The 21,709-nt window shown below is 40.6% G+C and carries 12 protein-coding genes; 5 read left to right on the top strand and 7 right to left on the bottom strand.

Translation table 11 applies throughout. The features are described 5' to 3' along the window. Positions 1 to 75 precede the first annotated feature (75 nt). Genes MSVAZ_RS06665 through MSVAZ_RS06655 form a run of 3 tightly spaced genes read right to left on the bottom strand, consistent with a single transcriptional unit; the run spans position 76 to position 3,973 of the window. The gene (locus MSVAZ_RS06665) at positions 76 to 534 is read right to left on the bottom strand and encodes a hypothetical protein (protein WP_048119585.1); all 459 of its coding nucleotides are present in this window, start codon (positions 532 to 534) and stop codon (positions 76 to 78) included. Next, complete coding sequence (locus MSVAZ_RS06660) at positions 531 to 740, bottom strand: hypothetical protein (protein WP_048119582.1); 210 nt, start codon at positions 738 to 740, stop codon at positions 531 to 533. The genes MSVAZ_RS06665 and MSVAZ_RS06660 overlap by 4 nt, the downstream gene beginning before the upstream one ends. Then, positions 737 to 3,973, bottom strand: coding sequence for a tetratricopeptide repeat protein (locus MSVAZ_RS06655; RefSeq protein ID WP_048119578.1), 3,237 nt, complete (start codon positions 3,971 to 3,973; stop codon positions 737 to 739). Before MSVAZ_RS06655 ends, MSVAZ_RS06660 begins: the two co-directional genes overlap by 4 nt. 756 nt (positions 3,974 to 4,729) lie before the next feature. Between MSVAZ_RS06655 and MSVAZ_RS06650 the strand changes: the two genes are divergently transcribed. Next, a complete protein-coding gene (locus tag MSVAZ_RS06650; RefSeq protein ID WP_048119575.1) occupies positions 4,730 to 7,024 on the top strand; it encodes a CDC48 family AAA ATPase in 2,295 nt (764 codons plus the stop codon). Between the two features lie 380 nt (positions 7,025 to 7,404). Here the strand turns inward: MSVAZ_RS06650 and MSVAZ_RS06645 are convergent, their stop codons facing one another. After that, the gene (locus tag MSVAZ_RS06645; RefSeq protein WP_048119573.1) at positions 7,405 to 8,259 is read right to left on the bottom strand and encodes a PrsW family intramembrane metalloprotease; all 855 of its coding nucleotides are present in this window, start codon (positions 8,257 to 8,259) and stop codon (positions 7,405 to 7,407) included. Positions 8,260 to 8,926: 667 nt separating this feature from the next. Then, entirely contained in the window at positions 8,927 to 9,406 is a 480-nt protein-coding gene (locus MSVAZ_RS06640) for a hypothetical protein (RefSeq protein WP_048119571.1), read from the bottom strand. Between the two features lie 734 nt (positions 9,407 to 10,140). On the opposite strand from MSVAZ_RS06640, the gene MSVAZ_RS06635 reads away from it, so the two are divergent. Together MSVAZ_RS06635 and MSVAZ_RS06630 are read left to right on the top strand one after the other, a co-directional pair. Then, the gene (locus MSVAZ_RS06635) at positions 10,141 to 13,947 is read left to right on the top strand and encodes a hypothetical protein (protein WP_048119568.1); all 3,807 of its coding nucleotides are present in this window, start codon (positions 10,141 to 10,143) and stop codon (positions 13,945 to 13,947) included. Between the two features lie 73 nt (positions 13,948 to 14,020). Then, positions 14,021 to 15,901, top strand: coding sequence for a hypothetical protein (locus MSVAZ_RS06630; RefSeq protein WP_048119565.1), 1,881 nt, complete (start codon positions 14,021 to 14,023; stop codon positions 15,899 to 15,901). Between the two features lie 647 nt (positions 15,902 to 16,548). On the opposite strand, the gene anfO is transcribed toward MSVAZ_RS06630, so the two are convergent. Together anfO and MSVAZ_RS06620 are read right to left on the bottom strand one after the other, a co-directional pair. Further along, positions 16,549 to 17,178, bottom strand: a complete 630-nt coding sequence (gene anfO / locus MSVAZ_RS06625; protein WP_048119562.1) for a Fe-only nitrogenase accessory protein AnfO — start codon at positions 17,176 to 17,178, stop codon at positions 16,549 to 16,551. Positions 17,179 to 17,942: 764 nt separating this feature from the next. Further along, positions 17,943 to 18,410, bottom strand: coding sequence for a DUF2769 domain-containing protein (locus MSVAZ_RS06620; protein ID WP_232316238.1), 468 nt, complete (start codon positions 18,408 to 18,410; stop codon positions 17,943 to 17,945). A 97-nt stretch (positions 18,411 to 18,507) separates the two neighbouring features. Here MSVAZ_RS06620 and MSVAZ_RS06615 point away from each other — a divergent pair, with 97 nt between their 5' ends. After that, entirely contained in the window at positions 18,508 to 19,383 is an 876-nt protein-coding gene (locus MSVAZ_RS06615) for a PAS domain-containing protein (RefSeq protein WP_048119559.1), read from the top strand. A gap of 847 nt (positions 19,384 to 20,230) precedes the next feature. After that, complete coding sequence (gene thrC, locus MSVAZ_RS06605) at positions 20,231 to 21,448, top strand: threonine synthase (RefSeq protein WP_048119552.1); 1,218 nt, start codon at positions 20,231 to 20,233, stop codon at positions 21,446 to 21,448. The last annotated feature ends 261 nt before the right edge of the window (positions 21,449 to 21,709 follow it).

Below are 21,709 nucleotides of genomic sequence, written 5' to 3'. Positions count from 1 at the left end.
GATAATTAAAACACATACTAAATATATTTTTCTAAAACCCTCCGTAGAAGAAAAGAGTTAAACATCGAAAAAGAATTAAAATATGCCGAAGTAATGCAAAAAAGCAACAGCAAGCGCCACGAAACTACAAATCAGGAAAATCCCCGAAATCCGAATATACCTGTACTTAATTTTCACCATTTCCTCGAATATTTCCTTTGACTCCTTGGTTGAATTTATGTTAATTTCATAACTTTTTCTGAGAAGTACCATCACCGCAAAAATCAAACTCAGCAGCCACAGCACAAGCGGAGCCATATAAATCAGGACAGAATACCATGTTTCTCCCTTAATATCTGAAAATGCAATAGCGTGAAAATAAATCCCTTGAAGCAGCCCTGTGACAACAACAAACTGTTTTGCTGTATCCTCTACAACCGAAATAGATTCTCCAACAAGCTTTTCAGCATTCTTTTTCCAAAAAGGATTAGGCTCAACGGGAACAGAAGGAATCTCTTCTTCACCAGCCCCGCTTTCAACTTCCTCTTCAGTCATACCTTTACTTCCCATTCAAATTCTTTCTTACAATTGGGGCAGGCAAGATCTATAAACATGCTTTTTGGAGTCCTTCGGCTGAATACTTTTTTAATATCAGATAAACCAAAGCGTACTGCAACAGTTTCTCCATCTTCAACAATTTTGTCTACATTTGTGCGGTACTTATATCCACAGTGAGGACATTTGATGGGTTCAGAAGTCATTCATTCACCAGCCTTTCAAATTGGGCATCAAATTCTTCTTCTCCCATCTTCTCTCGCAGTCTTAAAAGAGATTTTGCGACAATTTCCTTGTTAGGCGAATTAAGTTGCTCGAAAATTGAATAAGAAATTAAGTAATTCCTGAGAGCACTACTACATTCTCCTTCTTCTTCATTTATTCTTCCTATATTGTGCAGTGTTCCTGCAATTCCGCTTTTGTTCCCCAGCTCTTCTTCAATTTTCAGTGACTGGTTATACTTTTTCACTGCTTCTTCATAGTTGCCCTGCTGATGATGAATTATCCCAAGCTGGTGCAATATTGTTGCAGTTCCGCTTTTGTCCCCCAGCTCTTCTTCAATTTTCAGGGCTTGGTTATACTTTTCCAAGGCTTCTTCGTAGTTTCCCTGATTTTGATGAATAATTCCAAGCGCGTGCAGTGTTGCTGCAATTCCGCTTTTGTCCTTTAGCTCTTCTTTCATTTTCAGAGATTGGTTATACAGTTCTACTGCTTCTTCATAGTTGCCCTGCTGATGATGAATTATCCCAAGCTGGTGCAATGTTGTTGCAGTTCCGCTTTTGTCCCCCAGCTCTTCTTCAATTTTCAGGGCTTGGTTATACTTTTCCAAGGCTTCTTCGTAGTTTCCCTGATCCTGATGAATCATTCCAATTGCATGAAGTACAGCCGCAACTCCCCTATTATCCTCAATTTCCTCATATTTATATTTAATATTGTTATATATTTTAAATGATGTTTTTAAGTCTCCGAGACGATGGAAAATCGTCGCAAGTATGTACTCAGCATTTGTTTTTGTTTCTCCTGATGTCGTGTTAATAGAGTCATTTAATAAATCCATTGCAAGTTTAATATATCCCCAGCGGATCAGGAGGCCTGAAGTATTTTCCACAACTTCATTTGCACTTTCCCAGTCTCCTGCTTGGAAGTAATAATCGCGTGCTTTTAAATAATCCCAGAGGCTTGCGGTTTGAGAAACCAAATTTTCATAGTATTTGGCAGCCCTGATAAGAAGCTCTTTTTTGTTCAGTCCGTCTTTTTCCAGTTTTTTCTGTGCGAAATCTTTTACAATCGTGTGCTCTGAGTAAACACTCTTGTCGTACTCCTGTTCTTTTGAAATCAGACCCCATTGAATGAGTTTTTTAAGAGGTTCTACGACGGAGGGACATTCATTTTTCTCATTGCCGATAATCCATGACAATGCTTCAATAGGAACGGCTTCTTCATAGATTGAGGCGCAGAGGAGCAGTTTTTTGGCGTCTTCATCTAACTTGGAAAATGACTTATCCAGCAAGGTGAACTCAATAAGCTCTTTTTTCAAGGACGATAGATCCAGCAGTAAATCATCTACTCCCTGAACAGCGGCATGTTTTGAAAACTGGCCTATCGTCCAGGGGTGGCCGCCAATAACATCATATATTTTCTTTTTCTTTTGAATTCCCAGATCTGCCAGTTCCGTAAAATTGTTCATAAGCCAGTTTGTCTGAGGGAAATGAAGTTCGGGAAGGGAAATGTGTTCAATTCCGGAAGCAAGCCTGCCATCAAGAGGATCAAAATCATAACGGGTTGTTATGAGGAATTTTGTGTTTCTGGTTGTGTTGTTAAGGAGATGCTGGATGAATGCTTTAAGTTCAAGGTTTTCTATGTCGTTCCTTTCTTCATTCAGACAATCTTCAAAGTTATCGAAAATGATCAGAAATCTTATCTGGTTTAGTATGTTTACCAGTAAAGCAGTTTTAACTTCAAGAGGAAACTGCTGGTTAAGGATTTGGTTCAGTTCAGGTCTTCCTTTCATCAGCAAAAAACTGTTGAATTTGTTCAGGATATCTTCCGGTCTGGTTGTAGGAGTAAATTTTATTCCTAGAGTGCCTTCGAAGTAATAACCCATTTTCAACGCAAATCGAGTTGCAAGCACGGTTTTTCCAATTCCTCCAAAGCCGTGGATAATTGCAGCTCGCTTTACATCGGACTTGAAGCCTTTTTCAAGAAGCCTGAGTTCTTTTCTCCTGGCAACAAAACCTTTTTCCATAACCTGTAAATCCGGCATCATCATAGGTTTGAAAACGAATTCAGAAGGTTCCGGTTTTAAATTCCCTACATTAACGCAGTTGCAGTCTGAAAGATAAAGTATCGGGGTTGCAAAATCAAATCCATTACCGTTTTCTAAGTTTTTCATCACGAGTCTTGCTTCTTTTAAAGCAAGGTCAACAGGTTTTCCGCTTGCAATTGCTCTGTAAAAATGGTATGCAAACTTTGTGGCAACGTCATCAAGTACTGAATATTGCATTGCCACGACCGCAGGAATCCCTTTTCTGGAAAGCATGCTGGCCAAATCTCCGAAGGCTTCTTTATTCGAGCCTTTAGCTGATTCGCAGGAACTGAGCACGACAAGCCGGATGCCTCGTTCTGAAAAAAGGTCCGAAAGGGTTTTGTTGTCAATAAGCCTTGCTTTCTGGTTTTCGTTTTCAAAAACAAGATTCCCCTTACCATCAATGCTGATCCCGTGGCCTGTGAAATGGATAATATGGTAATCTTGTTCGTTAAGATAACCTTCGACGTTTTCAAAGGTTGCATCTTCAGTAAAATCCACTTTTATTTTCTGGTCTCTTTGAAGTTTGTCCACGGCTTCAAGAATAATTTCCTGTTCTTTTTCCGTGTTCAAAGGAGAAATTCTGGGGTCATCCGGGCCGGAAATTATTACCAGCATCCTGAGTACGGAATCAAGAGGTTCAAGCTTTTTCTTCTTCATGCCGGCTGGCAGCCTTGAAATCAGGATGTTTCTTCTTCGAATCAGAAAATCTTCGTCGTCGTGCAGATATTCCCAGGGCAGAGCTGAAATTTCCGGAACATCTTCACCAAACCTGAGTGAAATCCTGAGTCCACTACCGTTTCCCTGAGCTTCCTTTATGGATTTGTTGAAATACTCCCCGAGTTGACCGGAAAATACCTTGCTGTAAAGCATTTTCCCAAATTCGACATGAGGCTCTTCTCTATCCTTTTCTTCCAGTGCCTCTGCATTTTCTTTATGTTTTTCTCGTTCTTCAGGGCTTTCGGTAACTTTTTTCTCTATACTTTTAAGCATCTGAAAGAGTTTCAGGTCTTTCCTGAGTTCAAAATCGTTGCTCGCTACAACATTTCCATCATTCAGAATCGAGGCACGATATGTATAGGGGGATGATTCGGGGGATCGGGTAATTTGAAAATAGAGAGAAGAGTATTCCAAAAAAATCACCGATTGTTATTTGGATTTCATAATTAATAAATTTAAAGTGTATATATCAATAAAAATAATATTTAAGACTTAAAAATATGAATTAAAAAACAGAAATACAGCTTTAAAGGTATCAAGGCTCACATAAAACTCACGAAAATTCAAATCTATTTTGATTAAAGTTGGTGCAATCTAATTTCAGCCTCAAAAGAATCATTTTCATTGGTCGTCGGTTAAGGAATTTTCTTGCCTGAAAACTATTGATTTTGCATTAGAATCCGGCCTCAAACTTTGGCTTCTTTACATGAAATCGACACCCTGTTCAGCTAACAACTCATTGAAATATATTACAAACGTTGAGACATTGCTCCAATTTGTCATGATTCCTCACTTAACCGAAGACGCATGAAGCCATGACTAATATTTTAATTGAATTCTTTTTTATATAACTATTAGTATAATATAAAATAAAGGGTGGGAAACCAGAAATGACAGGTATCGGTTATCTTGCAAATAAAAAGACTTTATCGGGTTTGTTGAAGGAAAGCAGGCAGAAGGTTACTGTCTCGATCTTCTAAAAGAAATTTTCGTAAAAACTACATTATAAAATTTAGGAAACAGAGAGAGGTTCCTTCATTGATAAGGCTGTGGCTGCTTAGATGAGTTTTTGAAAAAAAGAAGAAATTAAGAGTTCTACATTATCTTGAAAATTACTACGTTGTCTTTTTAAATAAGTGTAAGTTCTAATATGGAAATGGGGGTTATTATTTGGCTGACAGAGAAAAGATAACTGCAAAACTAAAAGTCGCAGAAGCTGATCAAAGAGATGTCGGAAAAGGAATTGTCCGGATAGATGATAGTTTCAGGGAAAAGCTGGACCTCAAGCCCTTTGACGTCGTGGAAATAAGAGGAGGAAAATCGACTTCAGCCCTGGTGGGACGTCCATATCCCAGCGATTCGGGCCTGGATATTATCCGCATGGACGGACTTATCCGCACAAATGCAAAAACCAGCATAGGGGAGTATGTGGATATTCGCAAAGCCGACTGGAAAGAAGCAAGGAGTGTAACCCTCGCGCCTGTGGCTAAGGGCATGCAGATCTATGCCCCAAGTGAAACTCTTAAAGCCGTATTCATGAACCGTACGGTTTCCAGGGGAGATTTTATTTCCACCACAAGCTTGAGGCGGTCCCGGGAAAGAGAGACTTTCGGTAAAGGAATCATGTTCGAGGATTTCTTTCAGGACTTTTTTGGTCCAGGTATGGAGCAGTCATTTGGGCTGGGAGAAATAAAGTTACAGGTGGTCTCCACTTCCCCGTCCGGGATAGTAAAGATTACAGATATGACAGAAGTTGAGCTTTTACATGAAGCTGCAGAGATAACTCCGGAACAGAATGTACCTACTGTCATGTATGAGGACCTTGGTGGGGTTAAAGAGGCTATTACCAAAATAAGGGAAATGATAGAGCTGCCTTTGAAGCATCCTGAACTTTTTGATAGGCTAGGAATTGATGCTCCAAAAGGAGTACTGCTTTACGGGCCGCCTGGAACAGGCAAGACAATGCTCGCAAAAGCAGTTGCAAACGAAACCGATGCTTACTTTATCTCAGTCAATGGTCCGGAAATTATGTCCAAGTATTATGGGGAATCAGAAAAAGGGATCAGAGACGTCTTTGAAGAAGCAGAGAAAAACGCTCCTGCAATCATTTTCCTTGATGAAATAGACTCCATCGCACCTAAGAGGGCTGAGGTGACTGGAGAAGTCGAAAGGAGAGTTGTAGCTCAACTCCTCTCCCTGATGGACGGGCTTAAAGAGCGAAAGAACGTGATTGTGATAGGGTCAACCAACCGCCCTGAAGCAATTGATATGGCACTCCGCCGTCCTGGTCGATTTGACAGAGAGATTGAATTAAGGGTTCCGGACACCGAAGGAAGGCTTGAGATTTTCCAGATTCATACGAGAGGTATGCCTCTTGCCGAAAACGTAAATCTCATGGACTTCGCTCAGATAACATATGGGTTTGTGGGAGCTGACATTGCTGCGCTTTGCCGGGAAGCTGCAATGAGTTCCTTGAGGCGGATTCTCCCGAAGATTAACCTCAATGAACCTGAAATTCCAAGCGAAATCCTTGACACACTTCGGGTCACAAGGGAAGATTTTGAAAATGCCCTTAAAGATGTCCAGCCGTCTGCTATAAGAGAAATCCTTATCGAAATTCCTAACGTGAGCTGGGAAGATGTTGGCGGCCTGGAAGGAGTAAAACAACTTCTGAAGGAGGCCGTAGAGTGGCCCCTCAAAAGTCCGGAATCGTACAGGGATATAGGAGTTGAAGCTCCCAAAGGAGTGCTTTTATATGGTCCTCCGGGTACTGGAAAGACTCTCCTTGCAAAAGCCATTGCCCATGAGTCCGAAGCTAACTTCATTACCGCAAAAGGAAGCGATCTGCTTTCCAAGTGGTACGGAGAGTCCGAAAAAAGGATTGCTGAGGTTTTTACACGGGCAAGGCAGGTCGCTCCATCTATTATCTTCCTGGACGAACTTGACTCTCTTGCACCTGTTCGCGGGGCTTCCGTAAGTGAGCCACAGGTTACAGCTAGAATCCTTAATCAGCTCCTTTCCGAGATGGATGGGCTTGAAGAACTCAGAGCTGTAGTGGTAATAGGTGCAACTAACCGTCCTGATATTATAGATCCGGCTCTTCTAAGGCCTGGACGTTTTGATGAGTTAATTTTAGTTCCCGTTCCGGACGCGGGAGCTCGTAAGGAAATATTTAAGGTTCATACCGCGAAAATGTCGCTTTCAGAGGATGTTGATATTGACAAACTCGTATCCATGACCGACCAGTATACAGGTGCTGATATTGCAGCCGTATGTAAAAAGGCAGGAAGAGACGCACTTCGCGAAGACCTTCACGCTAAAGAAGTAAAGCAGAAACATTTCCTTCAAGCGATTGCTGAAACCGGGCCTTCGGTCACTCCTGATACCATGAAATATTACCAGGCTGTACAGAGTGGTCTGAGAAAACGGCAGTCAAAAGAAATAGAGACTCCATTTTATATCTGAGTGCGAGACAGGAAGTTTGGCCTTCTTTTTTCCTTTTTCCTGTTTTCCTTTCTCTTCTCTACTTTTTTATTAACATCCTGATCCCAGCTACCTCCAGTGGTGTAGGTTGAAAATAGAGCCTTTTTCGACAAGTGGCGGCAGTGCGACACTTTTTTGCAAAATCACAAATCTCAAGAAGTTATTGGGTAGAAAAAAAGCTTCACATGACCCCGGAGCCTATCACACCAATAACTGCTTTTTTGTCAATATCTGAAGTTGTCAATTGATTATCTCATGCTCCTCCTACCGCTTTTCGGTGTCCCGAAGTTCATCCGAACTTACATCAGTCCGGGCTTGAGGTTACACGTAGTATTCTTTTTAGGTACACATTTCTATTCTTTTTAGGTACACATTTCCTCGATTTCTGACGGCAAAACCATTTGTAACCTGATCGCTTCTTGCCAGCGTCTCCAGAGGATAAACAATCCAGCAGCACCAATCGCACCCCACGCAATTAACACGCCTAACCCCTGGCCAAAGATAGAAGAAACGACAAGAGGCAGCCCGTCCCACATTGAATGTAGAATGGAAACGAGCAGATAAGCATTAATTACCTTCCAGTTAATGCGGAAGTTGCAGCTCTTGCTTTCCCTGAACAGTACACTGGCTAAAATAGCTGTCCAGGTTCCGTGTCCCAATGGAGAAAGCAGACCCCGGATTAAGGTCACCTCCACTGTTGCCGAAATGCTCCCATGACTTTCCAGGAGGGCCGTAAAGGCGTAACCATTACTTTCCAGGGCTGCAAACCCCATTCCCGCTGCCGCACCCAGAATCAATCCATCCATTTCCGAGTCATGCCGTCTGCGGCGTGCAATCACCAGCACTCCCAGGATTTTAGCAAACTCTTCGATGAATCCTACTCTTAAAATTGCCCTGAGATCTAGCTGACTGATAAAAAATGGCTCTAAAAGAGCAGCAGCAATGATGCCCAGCAGCCCGCCATATATAAAAGCCAGGGAGACCGTTGGCATTGTCAGGCGGCTGAGGTGCCTTCGCTCGTATATGAAAGCTACATAAGCGACAGGGACCATAAAGCTGCCGACCATTGCCAGGGTTGGAAAAAGGTTTGAGTTCTTCGTCAGCAGCAAGGTCACCAGTAAGAGAATGTAGAAGACTACTGCTGTGATTAAAACTTTTAACCATTCATTTCGTCGGACCACTGGCACAGGCGGCTGAACTTCCGTCGTACTGTCCATAATGTCCTCCTGTTTAATTTGTTAATCTTATTCTGCGACATCCAGATCCTGCTGTTTTCAAGGTCTGTTATCAAAGGCTAATTGGGCTCCTGAAATTTTCAGTAACCACATTCAAAGTGCCGCTGCGAATTCAAATTGCTTTCGTGACTCAGCAGCCCGTTTTCTGTCTGCCCTTTATAGCCTGTTCTCCAAAACATCTTTTCCCCATGTGATAAAATACCATTAAGATGTAGCTTTTAATGTTAACCCTCCGATAGCGGTACCCAGCAAATTTTATTAAAATCGTGAAGAGGAGTGACCCAGTGCAGTAAAGTATAGCCAGATCCTTGAAAGATAACTGGTTTAATGGCAACAATAGAGATCTTTGCTCTGTCAGGATAATCTTTAACCACCCGAACCTGTGATTTCCAGAAACTTGCTAAAGAGTCAGTCCCTGGGAAAGTAAGAAGATTTCTAAAGATATGGCTTGAGAAAGTTTCACAGGCATTATTTCCGGACCCAGGTTTAATAGATACAGGTTTAGCAGACTCAGGTTTAACAGATTCAGGTTTAACAGATTTAAGTTTAACAGACTAAGGTTTAATAGATTCAGGTTTAACAGATTCAGATTTAACAGACTAAGGTTTAACAGATTCAGGTTTAATAGATACAGGTTTAATTTTATGAATTAATATTTTTTTCCTGGCAGATGTGTTCTTAATTCCGTTAAAGTTTCTATTCCGCGCCTACGTAATTCTTTGAGGTTTCCCTGGTATACGACTGCTGCCGGCACTAACAGTAATGGAATAGTTGCTGCAACTTTAGCTCCTTCTGAAATAGGCAGCGCAGCTAACAAGCTTGATCCAGTAACACCATAAATAGGAACTATAGGAAACAACATAGCTAAACCGAATGCTCTTCTGAAATGGATGCCTAATTTTGCAGCCAGAAAACCATTAGACCCTATAACCACACCGATGCCGATACTTGGTCCTATAGTCCGAAACGGATTATATGATGGCCCGACATATAGTCCAAAATCAACGCCAAAAAAGGAAACAAGTCCATTGAATTGGTCCCTTTCCTGATTGGAGTTTCCTCCAAGCCCTGATACAACTATGCCAATGTCCAGTTGCAGAGGTCCTCTTTCTGCTCCCCTTCCGTCCATTATACCATTACTTTCCTTAAACGGTAATAAGGTTTACCTATATTCTGATTTTTCCAAAAAGCTGTGGCCTTATTTCGGTGACGAAGTTTGCATGCGCACTACTCTAACAGTTTTTCTATTCGGCAGGTCACTCACAATTTCATATTCAAATCCCATGGCACCTAAATCTGTAACTTCCCCGCCGTCTTCCTCATATATTTCAATGAATCCTGATTAAAATATTGAACTCGTTTTCTGATTCTCGTTTTCTACAACTTTGATTTTTAAGGTACTTCCTTCTAATTTGTTAAAATTTATAACATGTCAAATATGATTAGAACAATTGCTTGCCGTTGGAAAAATCTACTATACTCGCATAAACCCTGCGGGATTAGTTCTGCAATCGAAGGAATATAGTGTTTTTTACGGACATATAGTTTTGATTTTCCAGTAATAGTGGGAAAAATGGGGACAAATTAGAGTAAATATTAAGAAACGCAGCAAATTGAAATTAGTGTGCTTAGTAACCAATTTTTTATTAAGTCAATTAAAGTGTTAATTGTTAGAGGCTTTGGTAGTACAAATTATATTGATGCTTATAAATTGTAAAGTTTGGAATTCAGTCGTTTGTGAAATTGCAGTTGTCTGTGTACTGCATTTTCTAGAGACTTATATACATATTTTAGAAAATGTGATCGCTTTTCAGTTTCAAGATAATTTGTAAATGGATAGTAATGTAGCTTGGAAGGTATTATATGACTGTAAGCCAAAAAATCGAAAACTCAAAGATCCTGTTAATGCCCGAATCAGGATCAGATAAACAACCAATTATGCTCACTGTCTCTTCAGATTTGATGAAAAATTACGAAGCTGGTTCGCCAGTAAGCATTGAAAACTCTTTTTGTGTAGCCCAGGATAGTAAAGGTGAACCAATAATTGTGTCGGTTGGATCCGATAAGCGGCTTTATGCAATCACTCGTGATTCAGGAAGCAAAACTGGCTGGGAGCAGAACGATATTACGCCAAAGGTGGAAGACGAAAAGCCCGGGAATGTAGTTGCATTTGAGATGGTTCAGATGGGTTCTGGACCAATCGTATTAGCCTGCTCAGTTTCATCTTCATCGAACGCGAGCAAGACAACAATGTATGTCTCCTCACAATTGTTGAAATCTGACACAACTATTCAGTGGGACAATTTTGCTCAGTACTGGCACGTTCGACCTTTCCAGGTATCTGGATCAAGAATGACAAAGATCTACATGGGAGAAGATTCCTCTTCAACCACGTCCTCTGTACTTGCTGTGGTAGCAATTGAGAAAGATAACCAAGCTGAATATTATCGACTCAATACCAATCTTGAGGAAAGTGAGATATGGGAACATCTCACAATCCCAGAAAACGCGATCAAAATTCATTCTCTAGCGCTTGGCAAACAACGTGGATATCCAGGTGTCTACTCTCTTTATGACACTATATATGGGCAATCGTTGCAATTTACATCCTTTCCAATTAAACGATTTAATGGTAAGACATTCTCGATTTTTTTTCAACAGCCCTTCGGCAGCAAGATCAACAGCTTTGCCGTCCTGCCAAGTGGCAGCAGTAATGATAATGTCTACGCAGCAGGCGAGGGAGTTTATCTCTTTCGTAAAGGTGCCACCAAACCCATCACGATTGCAGAGAAGGACATAACTCCTACGGTTCAAACATTGCTCGCTCGTCAGGATGATAAGTCTGTAACACTCTGGATGGTCAACAGTGATGGGATGTTAGGGATGACAGTGTCACCTTTCTCTTCTCAGACTACATGGCAGCCAGTTCTGCAAATTTGTAAAGATGTTTCCCAGACTGCAGCGTTACGTAACCGTTATTACAAAGCTAATCAGCTGTTCATGGTCAGCAACACTAATCACCTAATTTACCTGTGGCAGGACCCAGAAAATACTCAGTGGTACGAGACTAATATTCCACTTTACGACACTGAAAATACGCTCAGCTTCGACTGTTATACAACACATATGTCTTTCCGCGATCAAGCTTCTGGAGTTCCCGTGACTGATATCGAGCTGAATCTAAAGTCGTCAGCCTGGACATACCTCAAAGTGAACGGGAAGGCTCACACTTTATTGGGTAATGCCAAAAATCAAATCACCCTCAAGCCAGATTTGGCAGGAAACATCACCATCATTAATAGAGTTTCAACCATCTCAACTCCAGTTTTCGAGTTGAGTGCTGAATGGTTGAAAAGTGTGGTTGATATTGACCCAGCTACCAAGGTGCGCAATACGTTATCCAGGATACAGTCTGGTGACGAGTTGCGGGCTGTGGTTCTAGCTGATGGGAATAAGCTGGTTTCAGATTCCGTAAGCAAAGAATCAGTTGATAGTGCAGCTAGTGCAATCAAAAAACTCACAGATATTGCCAACACGTTACCTCAGGATAGCGCCAGCAGATCTGTAAGCGGCGGAACAGGTGACCCTTCAAAACCTACTACCTTTGCGGCACTCTTACGCGATCCGACAGGAAGTAGTCGAAATCTGCTCTCTGCCTCGAATACTAAGGGTGATTACTTCTGGGGTATGCGTTTTGATGATGATAATGTGACCTATTACGAAGGTAGGGATGCACGCAAAACCATCGTTAATAGTAGCTTCAAGCTTGGCTCAGTTAGTCCTGAACTGCTTGGTAGTTCACCAGCTCAGGCCCTGGCTTTGGATATCGGTGATATAGGAAATGCCATTAAGAGCGTTGCCGGTGATGTGCTCAAAGCACTTGAGAGCGGCATAGAAAAAGTGGGCGGATTTATTGTTCAGGTGGCTGAGGGCGTATTTGAGTTTGTTGTTGAAGTTGGCGGTAAACTCCTTAAATTTGCCATCGAAACGGTAGAAATTGCGATGAACATTATCAGCTGGGTGTTTCAGAAAATTAAGGTTTTCTTTGAGGATCTCGTCAAGTGGCTCGGTTTCATGTTTGATTGGGAGGATATCATTCTGACTAAGAAAATCATCGTTAATGTGACCAACCAAACACTCGAACTTGCCAAATACAAAATAGGTGATGCTGAGACTATTGTCAACAACTTTTTTGACGAAATCGAGAAAGAAATTGACAAGATCGGACCAATTCCAAGTGAAGTAAGCTCTCTGAATTTGCTTAGTGAAGGAAAGAAGTTCTGTGATTCCTACTCGGGTGCCCAAGACTTTTTGGATTCCGCTCCTGGTAATTTTGCAAACTACCATATTATGCAGAGCATGGAGGCATCGTCTAATTCAGATTTTTCTGTCAGCAGTAACACGGATCCACTAACAGTTTTCTTTACTCAGGTGGTCTATCCATTAGGTGAAGACATAGCAAATATAGTTTGTACCTTCACCAGAGATATCTATGATCTGTTCACCACTAATAACCTGACAATAGGTGAATGTTTCACCAAACTGAGTAAAGATATGCTCAAACAAGTTATAGGCTTGGCTCGTACGACCATAAGCGGTCTCTTGAAAGTTCTTGAAAGTGCATTTTCGCTAATTAAAGAAATCGTTAACTCTACATTACATATTCCTGTCCTTTCTGCATTCTACAAATTCATAAGTGGTGGTGATGACTTCTCATTGCTGGATGTGGTTTCCCTTATGCTTTCCATTCCGGTTACCATGCTCTACAAGGTGCTAACTGGACGCAGCCCTTATCAAAGAGGGTCTGGCAACCTGGAAAAAATGGGATATCAGGAGTTATTCGATGCTCTTAGCGATGATTCAACACAGCTAACAACGACAACAATCGCGACAAGGTCGAAGGCAGTTGATATTACTTTATCTGGGGACGAAGTTACTGAAGTTACAGACTTACCAGTTTCTACAAGGTTGAAGGCAGTTAATATTGCCTTAGATGAGGAAAAAATTATTAACATGACAGAATCACCAGTTGAGAGAAAGTCGCAGGCGATTGATATTGCTTTAACTGAGATTAATGATAGAACGGGAGTAAAAATATACAAATATGTAGGTTATGCGGCTTACTTTTTTGCTGATGCCTATGCCTTATTTTTACGCTCCATCAAATATTCAATGGAGAAACTCCCCAAACCTTTGGAATATATTAATTTTTTACTTTCGCTTGTTAAAATAGCTGTTACTTTCCCATTTAAACTAAAAAGGAGTTTGGAAGACGATCTTTACAATCTTAGCTGGGGTACTTCTATTGCGATTTTCCTTGGCAGTTTCATCAAAGTAACTACACCTGGAGATAATGAAGGAGTGAAGAAAGGAGTTGAGGTATGGAATCTTATTTGTTTGCCAATCAGTGGTATTCTGGGATTAATGATATTGATAAACAAATTGATAGACCAAGTTACTGAAGGTCCAAATGCTGGGGAAATTTTACTTGACGTAGCAACTTTTGCTGAAACTTTTGTGCGCTCTCATGGTGGCATGTTAAATGCAGTGGCGACTCTCGATCCGGACAAAGAATCTGGTGCAATTTTCGCAGTTGTCTCAATCATAGAAGGTTTATTAGCGACGACGATACGCGGTGGCAGAACTGTAGCTATTTGCATATCAGAATGAGTTAACACGTTAAAACTGTAGACACATTTGTGCTAATTTGTTGAAAAATATTTATTTAAGGAGGTAAAAAGAAATGAGTGAACAAAGATTAGATGTAATGGGTGTTTCTGGCCTTTCCAGTAAAACAATAAGTAAACAATCAATTACTAACAATAAAATATATTCGATGCAGGCGGTTTCTTCAAGCAAGAGTCCTGGAAACTGTATCACTGGCTACGACATGGTCGCAGCCATTACTCAGGATACTATCAATCTGCAGCTTTTGTTGCTCTGGGACCTTTTAGATGAAGAATGTAGAAAAATGAAATGGGAATACACATTAAAACATGGAAGGTTTACACTTAACTATTCGTTCGAGGGAGAGATGGATGCACCTGAGGTGATCCTGGGAACCAGTAAGGCGCCGAACTTCCAGGTTAAGCTGGCTCTTAACATTCCAGAGGGTACTCTTACTTATGGAGTAGGTGAAGACAAAGACTCTGTCACAATCAGTGACTGGAAGTACGTATTTGACGTTGACGTCAACTTTGCCCAGATCGAACAAGACCACATTCAGAACAGTATTGCAGTGCCGGATGTGGTCAAAAACATGTTACACAACTTCAATGATGAATGTTTCACTATCCGTCACCTGTTAATGGACTTTCAGAACGCAAACATTGCCAACTATGATGAAGTGGAGAGCAAAATAACTCTCTCAGAGGATTTTACAGAAGATGATTTGATTTCATTCCAGACAGGTCTAACCAAATACTTCCGGGATCTGGCGGAAACAGAAAATCCCTTTGTATTGGGTTACTCGATTGAAGAGAAAACACCTGATTCGGATCCATCTATTCCACCGACATTTACACCCACTGGAGGAACCTACTGGATATTTTTTGAAGAGGATGAATCTAAACGGTCACAAAGCACATTGAACTTTCTTTTGACTACTGATACTGTTAAGAAACCTCTTCCATATCCTACAAAGCCTAATTTCAATAACAATTGGGTGAGCAGTAACAAGTACGACGGTAGATTTGTCCTTGCGAAGAGTCTTTTCTTTGAGGAATTCATCCTTTCTAAATTGCAGGAAGCGCTTGGCCATTATATCACTGGCGAGCGAAAAGGAGACGACTCAATATTGATTAAGAAATCAGGACTCGAGTGGACTTTGACCGAGTCCCCCGAAAAAGGTAGCTCCAGATGGAAATATACATATGACAAAACTTTTAATTGGAACGCAAAAGATGTTGAAGTATGGGCGGTATTTAAAAACGTCCCAATCGAGGTCGACCACTGGATTACTAATAAATTCTGGTTTACCGTAGAGCTCGGAGAATCAACCAGTAGTAACACGTTACCAATCAAACTCAATGGTGAATTTTATATCCATCATGAATTCCTATGCCATCCGCTGGGTTTTACTAATGAAAGAATGTCATTGAGCGCCAAAGTGGGATGGGAAGGAACTATCGACGTCACATGCGGGACACAGGGTGTCGTCGAACTGAAGCCATCCATAAGCTTCAAAGAAACAGATATCAATCATGATGGTAATTTTTGGGGAGATCTTGACCAGGCTTTGTTAGAAAGAAATGTTAAAGGTCTGGAAAACAACGCAAACTGGATTAAATCTCAATATGAAAAAGAAGTCAATGATTTGTTAAATTTGTTTGCACCACTGGGGAACCGGTTTGTACTGCCCGCTGGAGGTGTCTTTGCTTTTAAAAACCCAGAGTTCGACGACTTCCAGAATCTGCTTTTTGATATAACATATAAAACTGAAGGCTTACCATCAGACACGGACAATGAGATCGTCTCAAAAAAAGATCAGATTACCTCCCCAATAGATGAAAGAGGATCTAAATCCCTTCCAATAAAGACCCTTCCAATAAAGACCCTTCCAATAAAGACCCTTCCAATAAAGATCCTTCCAATAGAGATTATTGAGAAAGCTGAGGAGCTTTAAGTAAAGGTCTCCGAGGAAACTGCTGAAGCCCGTGCTATTAATGAAGTAATTCCCGAGTGCTAGGAGCTTGAAGATCTAATTAAAGAAGCCGGGACCGAAGTAGAAGAGGGGAAAGTTATAGACAAAATAATAGAAGCAGAAATCAAAGAAGAAGCTGAAGAAGAGACTTTTGGAGACAAAACTGACACCAGTCAAAAAAGATCAATGAATCAAACATGAAAATGCTATGATAAGAAATCAAATGGGATACGATACTCCGAATTAGGACTTACGCACTTGAGGAACAAAATCAATTATGGCAAAGACTGTTGATTATAGTCACGTTTTAGACATTTAACGGTTCAACGCTGTTAATTTTTCAGTTCAACTGCGTAAGTCCTACGAATATTAGGTAATGGTAAAGGGTATGATTCCAAAGGGATTAATTCTTTAATTAAGAGACATTTTTTTATTTCTTTTTTTTCAATCTATTTTCTAAATGAGATCATCCTAAAGCCATTTAATCTTTAGTTGTTAGAGACTATTGTTGTTAGAGGCTGTTCATTGGTTACTTTTAGATCTCTTGGAATTATAGGGTTTTAGGATTTTGGTTCTTGAAAGACGAAAACCAATTCCCGCTATTACTCACTATAAGACAGTCTTGTCTTTTATGGAGTTTGCATGCGCATTACTCTAACAGTTTTTCTATTCGGCAAATCGGTCACGATTTCATATTCAAACCCCATGGCGCCTAAATTTGTGACAAACCACTTCGGAATATGACCACAAATGACGTCCAGTCTGTTAAATTCTCCATTTTCCAGATAGGGAATCAGAATTTTCTTTGAAGTCAAGTCTGGATTTTTAAACATGACGTCTTCTATATTAATCGAAAAATCACCTTTATTCACACCGGGTTCCAGAAATTGCATGATGTCAAATTTTGGCGGTTCTTTCTGGCGTTCTTCAATTGTTTCAAGCATTTCTTTTTTGATTGAATCAAGAAGATCCGGCACATTACCTTCCACAATGAATATGTCAAATCTCGCTGCTTGAAAAGTCCCGGACGCTATCCCTGGGATTTCACTTGCAACAATTGCTTTTACGTCGCCAAGCTGTTTTATTGTATCCGCTACAGCCGTGCGTACCGCAGCCATGCCTTTCGCGTTGCAAACTTGATTTTCAAACCGGGTCAGAACTTTCCATTCCCCGCCATCTTCCTCATATATTGCAATGAATCCTGGTTCGAATATTGAACTCGCTTTCTGGTTCTCGTTTTCCACAACTGCTATTTTCAAGGCGCGTCCTCCTATCGTGTTGAAATTTATGAGATTCGGAATGTTGATTAAAACAATTGCTTACCATTTGATTATTACTCGATTTATATAAGCTCTGCTGGACTCATTTAGCAACCTGTGATATATCGTTTGTGGACGCGCTTTCAGTCCATTTTATCAGGCGAACAATGATCCTTTCATATTTTATCGGAACGCGCCGACTATCTGTTTTAGAGAAATAATGCCGACTATCTGTTGTAGATAAATAATGCCGACTATCTGTTGTAGATAAATAATGCCGACTATCTGTTTTAGAGAAATAATGCCGACTATCTGTTTTAGAGAATTAATGAACTGTGAGATTTCCGGAAAGAAAAACATTGACTATAAACAAAGAAAACCAGAACAGATTAAAGCTAGAACAGATTAAAGCCAGAACAGATTAAAGCCAGAACAGATTAAAGCCGGAACAGATTAAAGCCGGAACAGATTAAAGCCGCCAAAGGATATTGCAATCGGGAATGGAAAGCTGCATAGAACTGGAAACCACATGAAAATACAAAGTCTGTTTATCGAAATCTTTGTAATAGGTTTCAGGTTAGAAAGCGAATACAATTTTCCGAATAAAAACCCCAAATCCTGTGAATAAAAAATCTTAAATCTGTAATCGTTATAATAAGAGAGCATCAGTGACTTTAATTTAAATTTCAGGAAAAAACCAGGGTTATCCAGGTTTCGGTGACTTTGAATTCGTTTAACTTTGAGGTTATTTAACTTTGAGTCCATTATTTACTTATTAATTCTCCCAGTACACAGAACCTGGTCTTTCCACTGGATTCAGGAGATTTTCCGCAGTTATTCAGGAGAAATTCAGGTTTTTCTTCGGATAGTTCAAGTTTTTCGGCATTCAGGCAGAAGTATTCCCCTTCAAATCGGAATTTCCTGAAAAGTTCGCAGGTTTCACAGAGGCAGCCCAGTTTTTTTCCCTGTTCCAGATGTTTGCCCCTGGAGCAAAACATCCCTGCACCGCCTGAATAAGAAGGACAGTTTTTGCAGGTGCAGGCTTTAAGGTTATGGTATGAGCCGCAGATCCCGAAGTATCTTCCATATTCGTCTCTGGTCTGCTGTACAATGTCAGATGTTTTCTCCCCGGATTTTTCCATTTCCCAGGCATCTTCTTTATTTCCTGCTGCGAGTCTGGAACTCAGAACATTCCTCCTGTGTGCAGAAAGACATGATTTATAAGATGTCAAAATATATTATATATTGCTTAAGGATTTGAAAAGTGTATATTACCTGAGGCGGTAAAAAGATTTTGTATCCAGAAGGGTTGGTGGAGAGGTAGTAGCTATGGGATTCAATCAACTGGCTGAAAGCGACGAACTGATTCTTGGTGAAGCACTGGAAAGACAGCAAGTTCTGGAAACCGTAATTAATAACAGTCCTGTTATGGCTTTTCTCTGGGCTCCGGATAAAAAATGGCCTGCCAGGTACGTTTCGGAAAACGTAACCCAGCTTGAATACAGCGCAGAAGATTTCCTTACAGGAAGGATGGTGTATGCAGACATAGTCCACTCCGAAGATATAGATAAGGTTAGAAAGGAACTTACCCGATGCTGTGAGGCTGGAAATGAAAGCTTTGTACAGCGGTACAGGATTCTTACCGGAAAGGGGGAAGTCCGATGGGTAGAAGAAAAGACCTTTATCCAGCGTGATGAAAATGGAAATGTAGTGAATTTTCAGGGAATAGTCAGGGACGTTACTCAGGAGATTAAAAATGAAAAGGCTCTGAAGGATGCTCTTCAAAGCCAGAAAGCCCTCATGGAAAAACAAAAAGCTCTCCTTGAGCGGCAAAAGGTCCTTGAAACCGTAATTAACAATAGCCCGATGGTAGTGTTTCTCTGGAAAGCTGAAAAATACTGGCCTACGTTATATGTGTCTGAGAATGTCAGGCAGTTTGGGTACGCTCCAGATGACTTCCTTTCCGGAAAAATCCTTTACGGGAAGATAATCCATCCCGAAGACCTGCTCCTTGTGGAACTTGAACTTGAGGAAAATTGTGAAGAAGGGGGAAAGGAATTCAACCGCCAGTACCGGATTCTTACTAAGACTGCTGACGTCCGCTGGATTGACGAGAAAACCTTTATCCAGCGCAATGAGGAAGGAGAAGTTACTCATTTCCAGGGCATTATAGAAGATATAACCCGAAATGTAAAAAGATCCTGACCTGTAGATTGAAATCAGGAAAGATCAGAAGCAATCTTCAGGCTTTAAGGATCGGAATTGAAGTGATTTTCATGCGTCTTTGGTTAAGTAAGAGATTGTGAAAACTACGTCCCTTCCCATGACGTTTGTTAAATAGTTTAATAGTAGCGGGCTGTAACAGGTTATATATTTTATGCAAAGAAGCGAAAATTTACAGCCGGTTTCTAATGAAAACTTGATAGTTTTTTGGCAAGAAAATTCCTTAACCGATGACCAATGAAGTGATTTTAATTATTTTCGGAATTTCATGAGTAAAAGTAAATTTCATGTATTTGCTGAAAATTTAAAAATAGATCTAAGTTTCAAAAACGACTTCAAGCAATGGATTAAACTTCATAACTGTATGATAAAATTGCTGCACATTTTTCGAGTTGAAAAAACTCCATTGTATTTGAAGAGGATACCTTTTTTTATCTTTCAGGCCCAGTTTAGTTATATAAATATATATAAAGTAGATAAAAAGCCCAAGTACATTTCAGAGTTGCTGAATTCCCGTGGGATTGAGTATGCTTTATATGGCTGCTGTTACGGAACTATTATAAAGTATAAAGCCTGAAAACCGTACAATTTCAAAAAACAGTATAATTTAAAAGCAAGTAGAGTATAAAGGATACAAAATATTATTAAACTATAATATTATACTAATTGAACTATAATATTACACAAATATTACACAAATCCGAAATCCAGATTATACTGAAATAAATTCCAGGTTGTACTAACCTGAAACGGACGAAGCATAAAGCAGGCATCCGAATTATTCAAAATACCATACACAGGAAAAATTATCATAAACAGGAGTAATTTAATGTATCATCTTAAATGTATCGAATGCGGTGCAGAGTATTCCAAAGACGAAGTAATCTATACATGCAGCAAATGTGGTGGGCTGCTTGATGTAATTTATGACTATTCCTCAATAAAAATTGACATGGAAAAACTTAAGACCGAATGCCCTTCGGTCTGGAAGTACGCAAAACTTCTTCCTATTGAAAGAGAGCCTGTAACTATCAGGGAAGGCGGAACTCCCCTTTACAAATGCGACCGTCTGGCTGAAAAAATTGGAATTAAAGAGCTTTACGTAAAGCATGAAGGTATGAACCCGACGGGCTCTTTTAAGGACAGGGGGATGACTGTAGGAGTTACAAAAGCACTTGAACTTGGCATGAATACCGTTGCCTGCGCATCTACAGGAAACACTTCGGCAGCCCTTGCAATCTATGGGGCAAAAGCCGGGATTCCTGTAATAGTACTTTTGCCTGCAGGAAAAGTCGCTCTTGGAAAAGTAGCCCAGGCCCTGATGCACGGAGCAAAGGTCCTCAGCATTCGCGGAAATTTTGACGATGCGCTTGCCCTTGTACGTACTCTTTGTTCCCAGGAAAAAATCTATCTCTTAAACTCGATCAACCCCTACAGGCTGGAAGGTCAGAAAACTATCGGTTTTGAGATTGCAGACCAGCTCGGTTTCAAAGTACCTGACAGAGTTGTCCTGCCCGTAGGAAATGCAGGAAATATTACAGCTATCTGGAAGGGCTTCAGGGAGTTTAAGAAGCTTGGCATAACGGATTCGCTCCCGAAGATGACCGGGATTCAGGCCGCAGGCTCCTGCCCGATTGTAAATGCCATAAAGAGTGGGGCTCCTGAAATAACTCCAGAGGAAAACCCCGAAACCGTTGCAACAGCAATCAGGATAGGAAACCCTGTCAATGCGAAAAAGGCCCTTGCTGCCATCAGGGAATCCAGTGGGACTGCAGAATCCGTTACTGATGAAGAAATCCTTGCAGCCCAGAAAGACCTTGCAAGACTTGAAGGAATAGGTGTCGAACCTGCAAGTGCAGCTTCGGTTGCAGGGCTTAAGAAACTTGTTGATATGGGTGTTATAAGCAAAGACGAGACCGTTGTCTGTATTACTACAGGACACCTGCTTAAAGACCCGCAGACTGTAATTGACGTCTGCGAAAAGCCTACTGTTGTGGATGCAAATATAGAAGCCATCCGGAAAGCTATCTTTGGAAAGGCAGAATAAGATCTGAAAACCGCTAACATTAGGAATAATAGTGGAATAAATAATCGTAGAAGATAATAGTAGAAAGATTGACCTGGCCGAAATCCGGCTCCTTCAATCCCTCATGGTTTACTGGGAGAGGTTATAACTTCCAGAAACCTCTTACTGTTATTTAGATTCAGACTATTATTTAGATTCAGACTGTTATTTAGATTCAGACTGTTATTTAGATTCAGACTGTTATTTAGATTCAGACTGTTATTTAGATTCAGACTGTTATTT

The organism is Methanosarcina vacuolata Z-761, assembly GCF_000969905.1.
GTDB lineage: Archaea > Halobacteriota > Methanosarcinia > Methanosarcinales > Methanosarcinaceae > Methanosarcina > Methanosarcina vacuolata.
The sequence above is the reverse complement of the archived record's forward strand: the minus strand, read 5'-3'. Positions and strand labels throughout refer to the sequence as shown.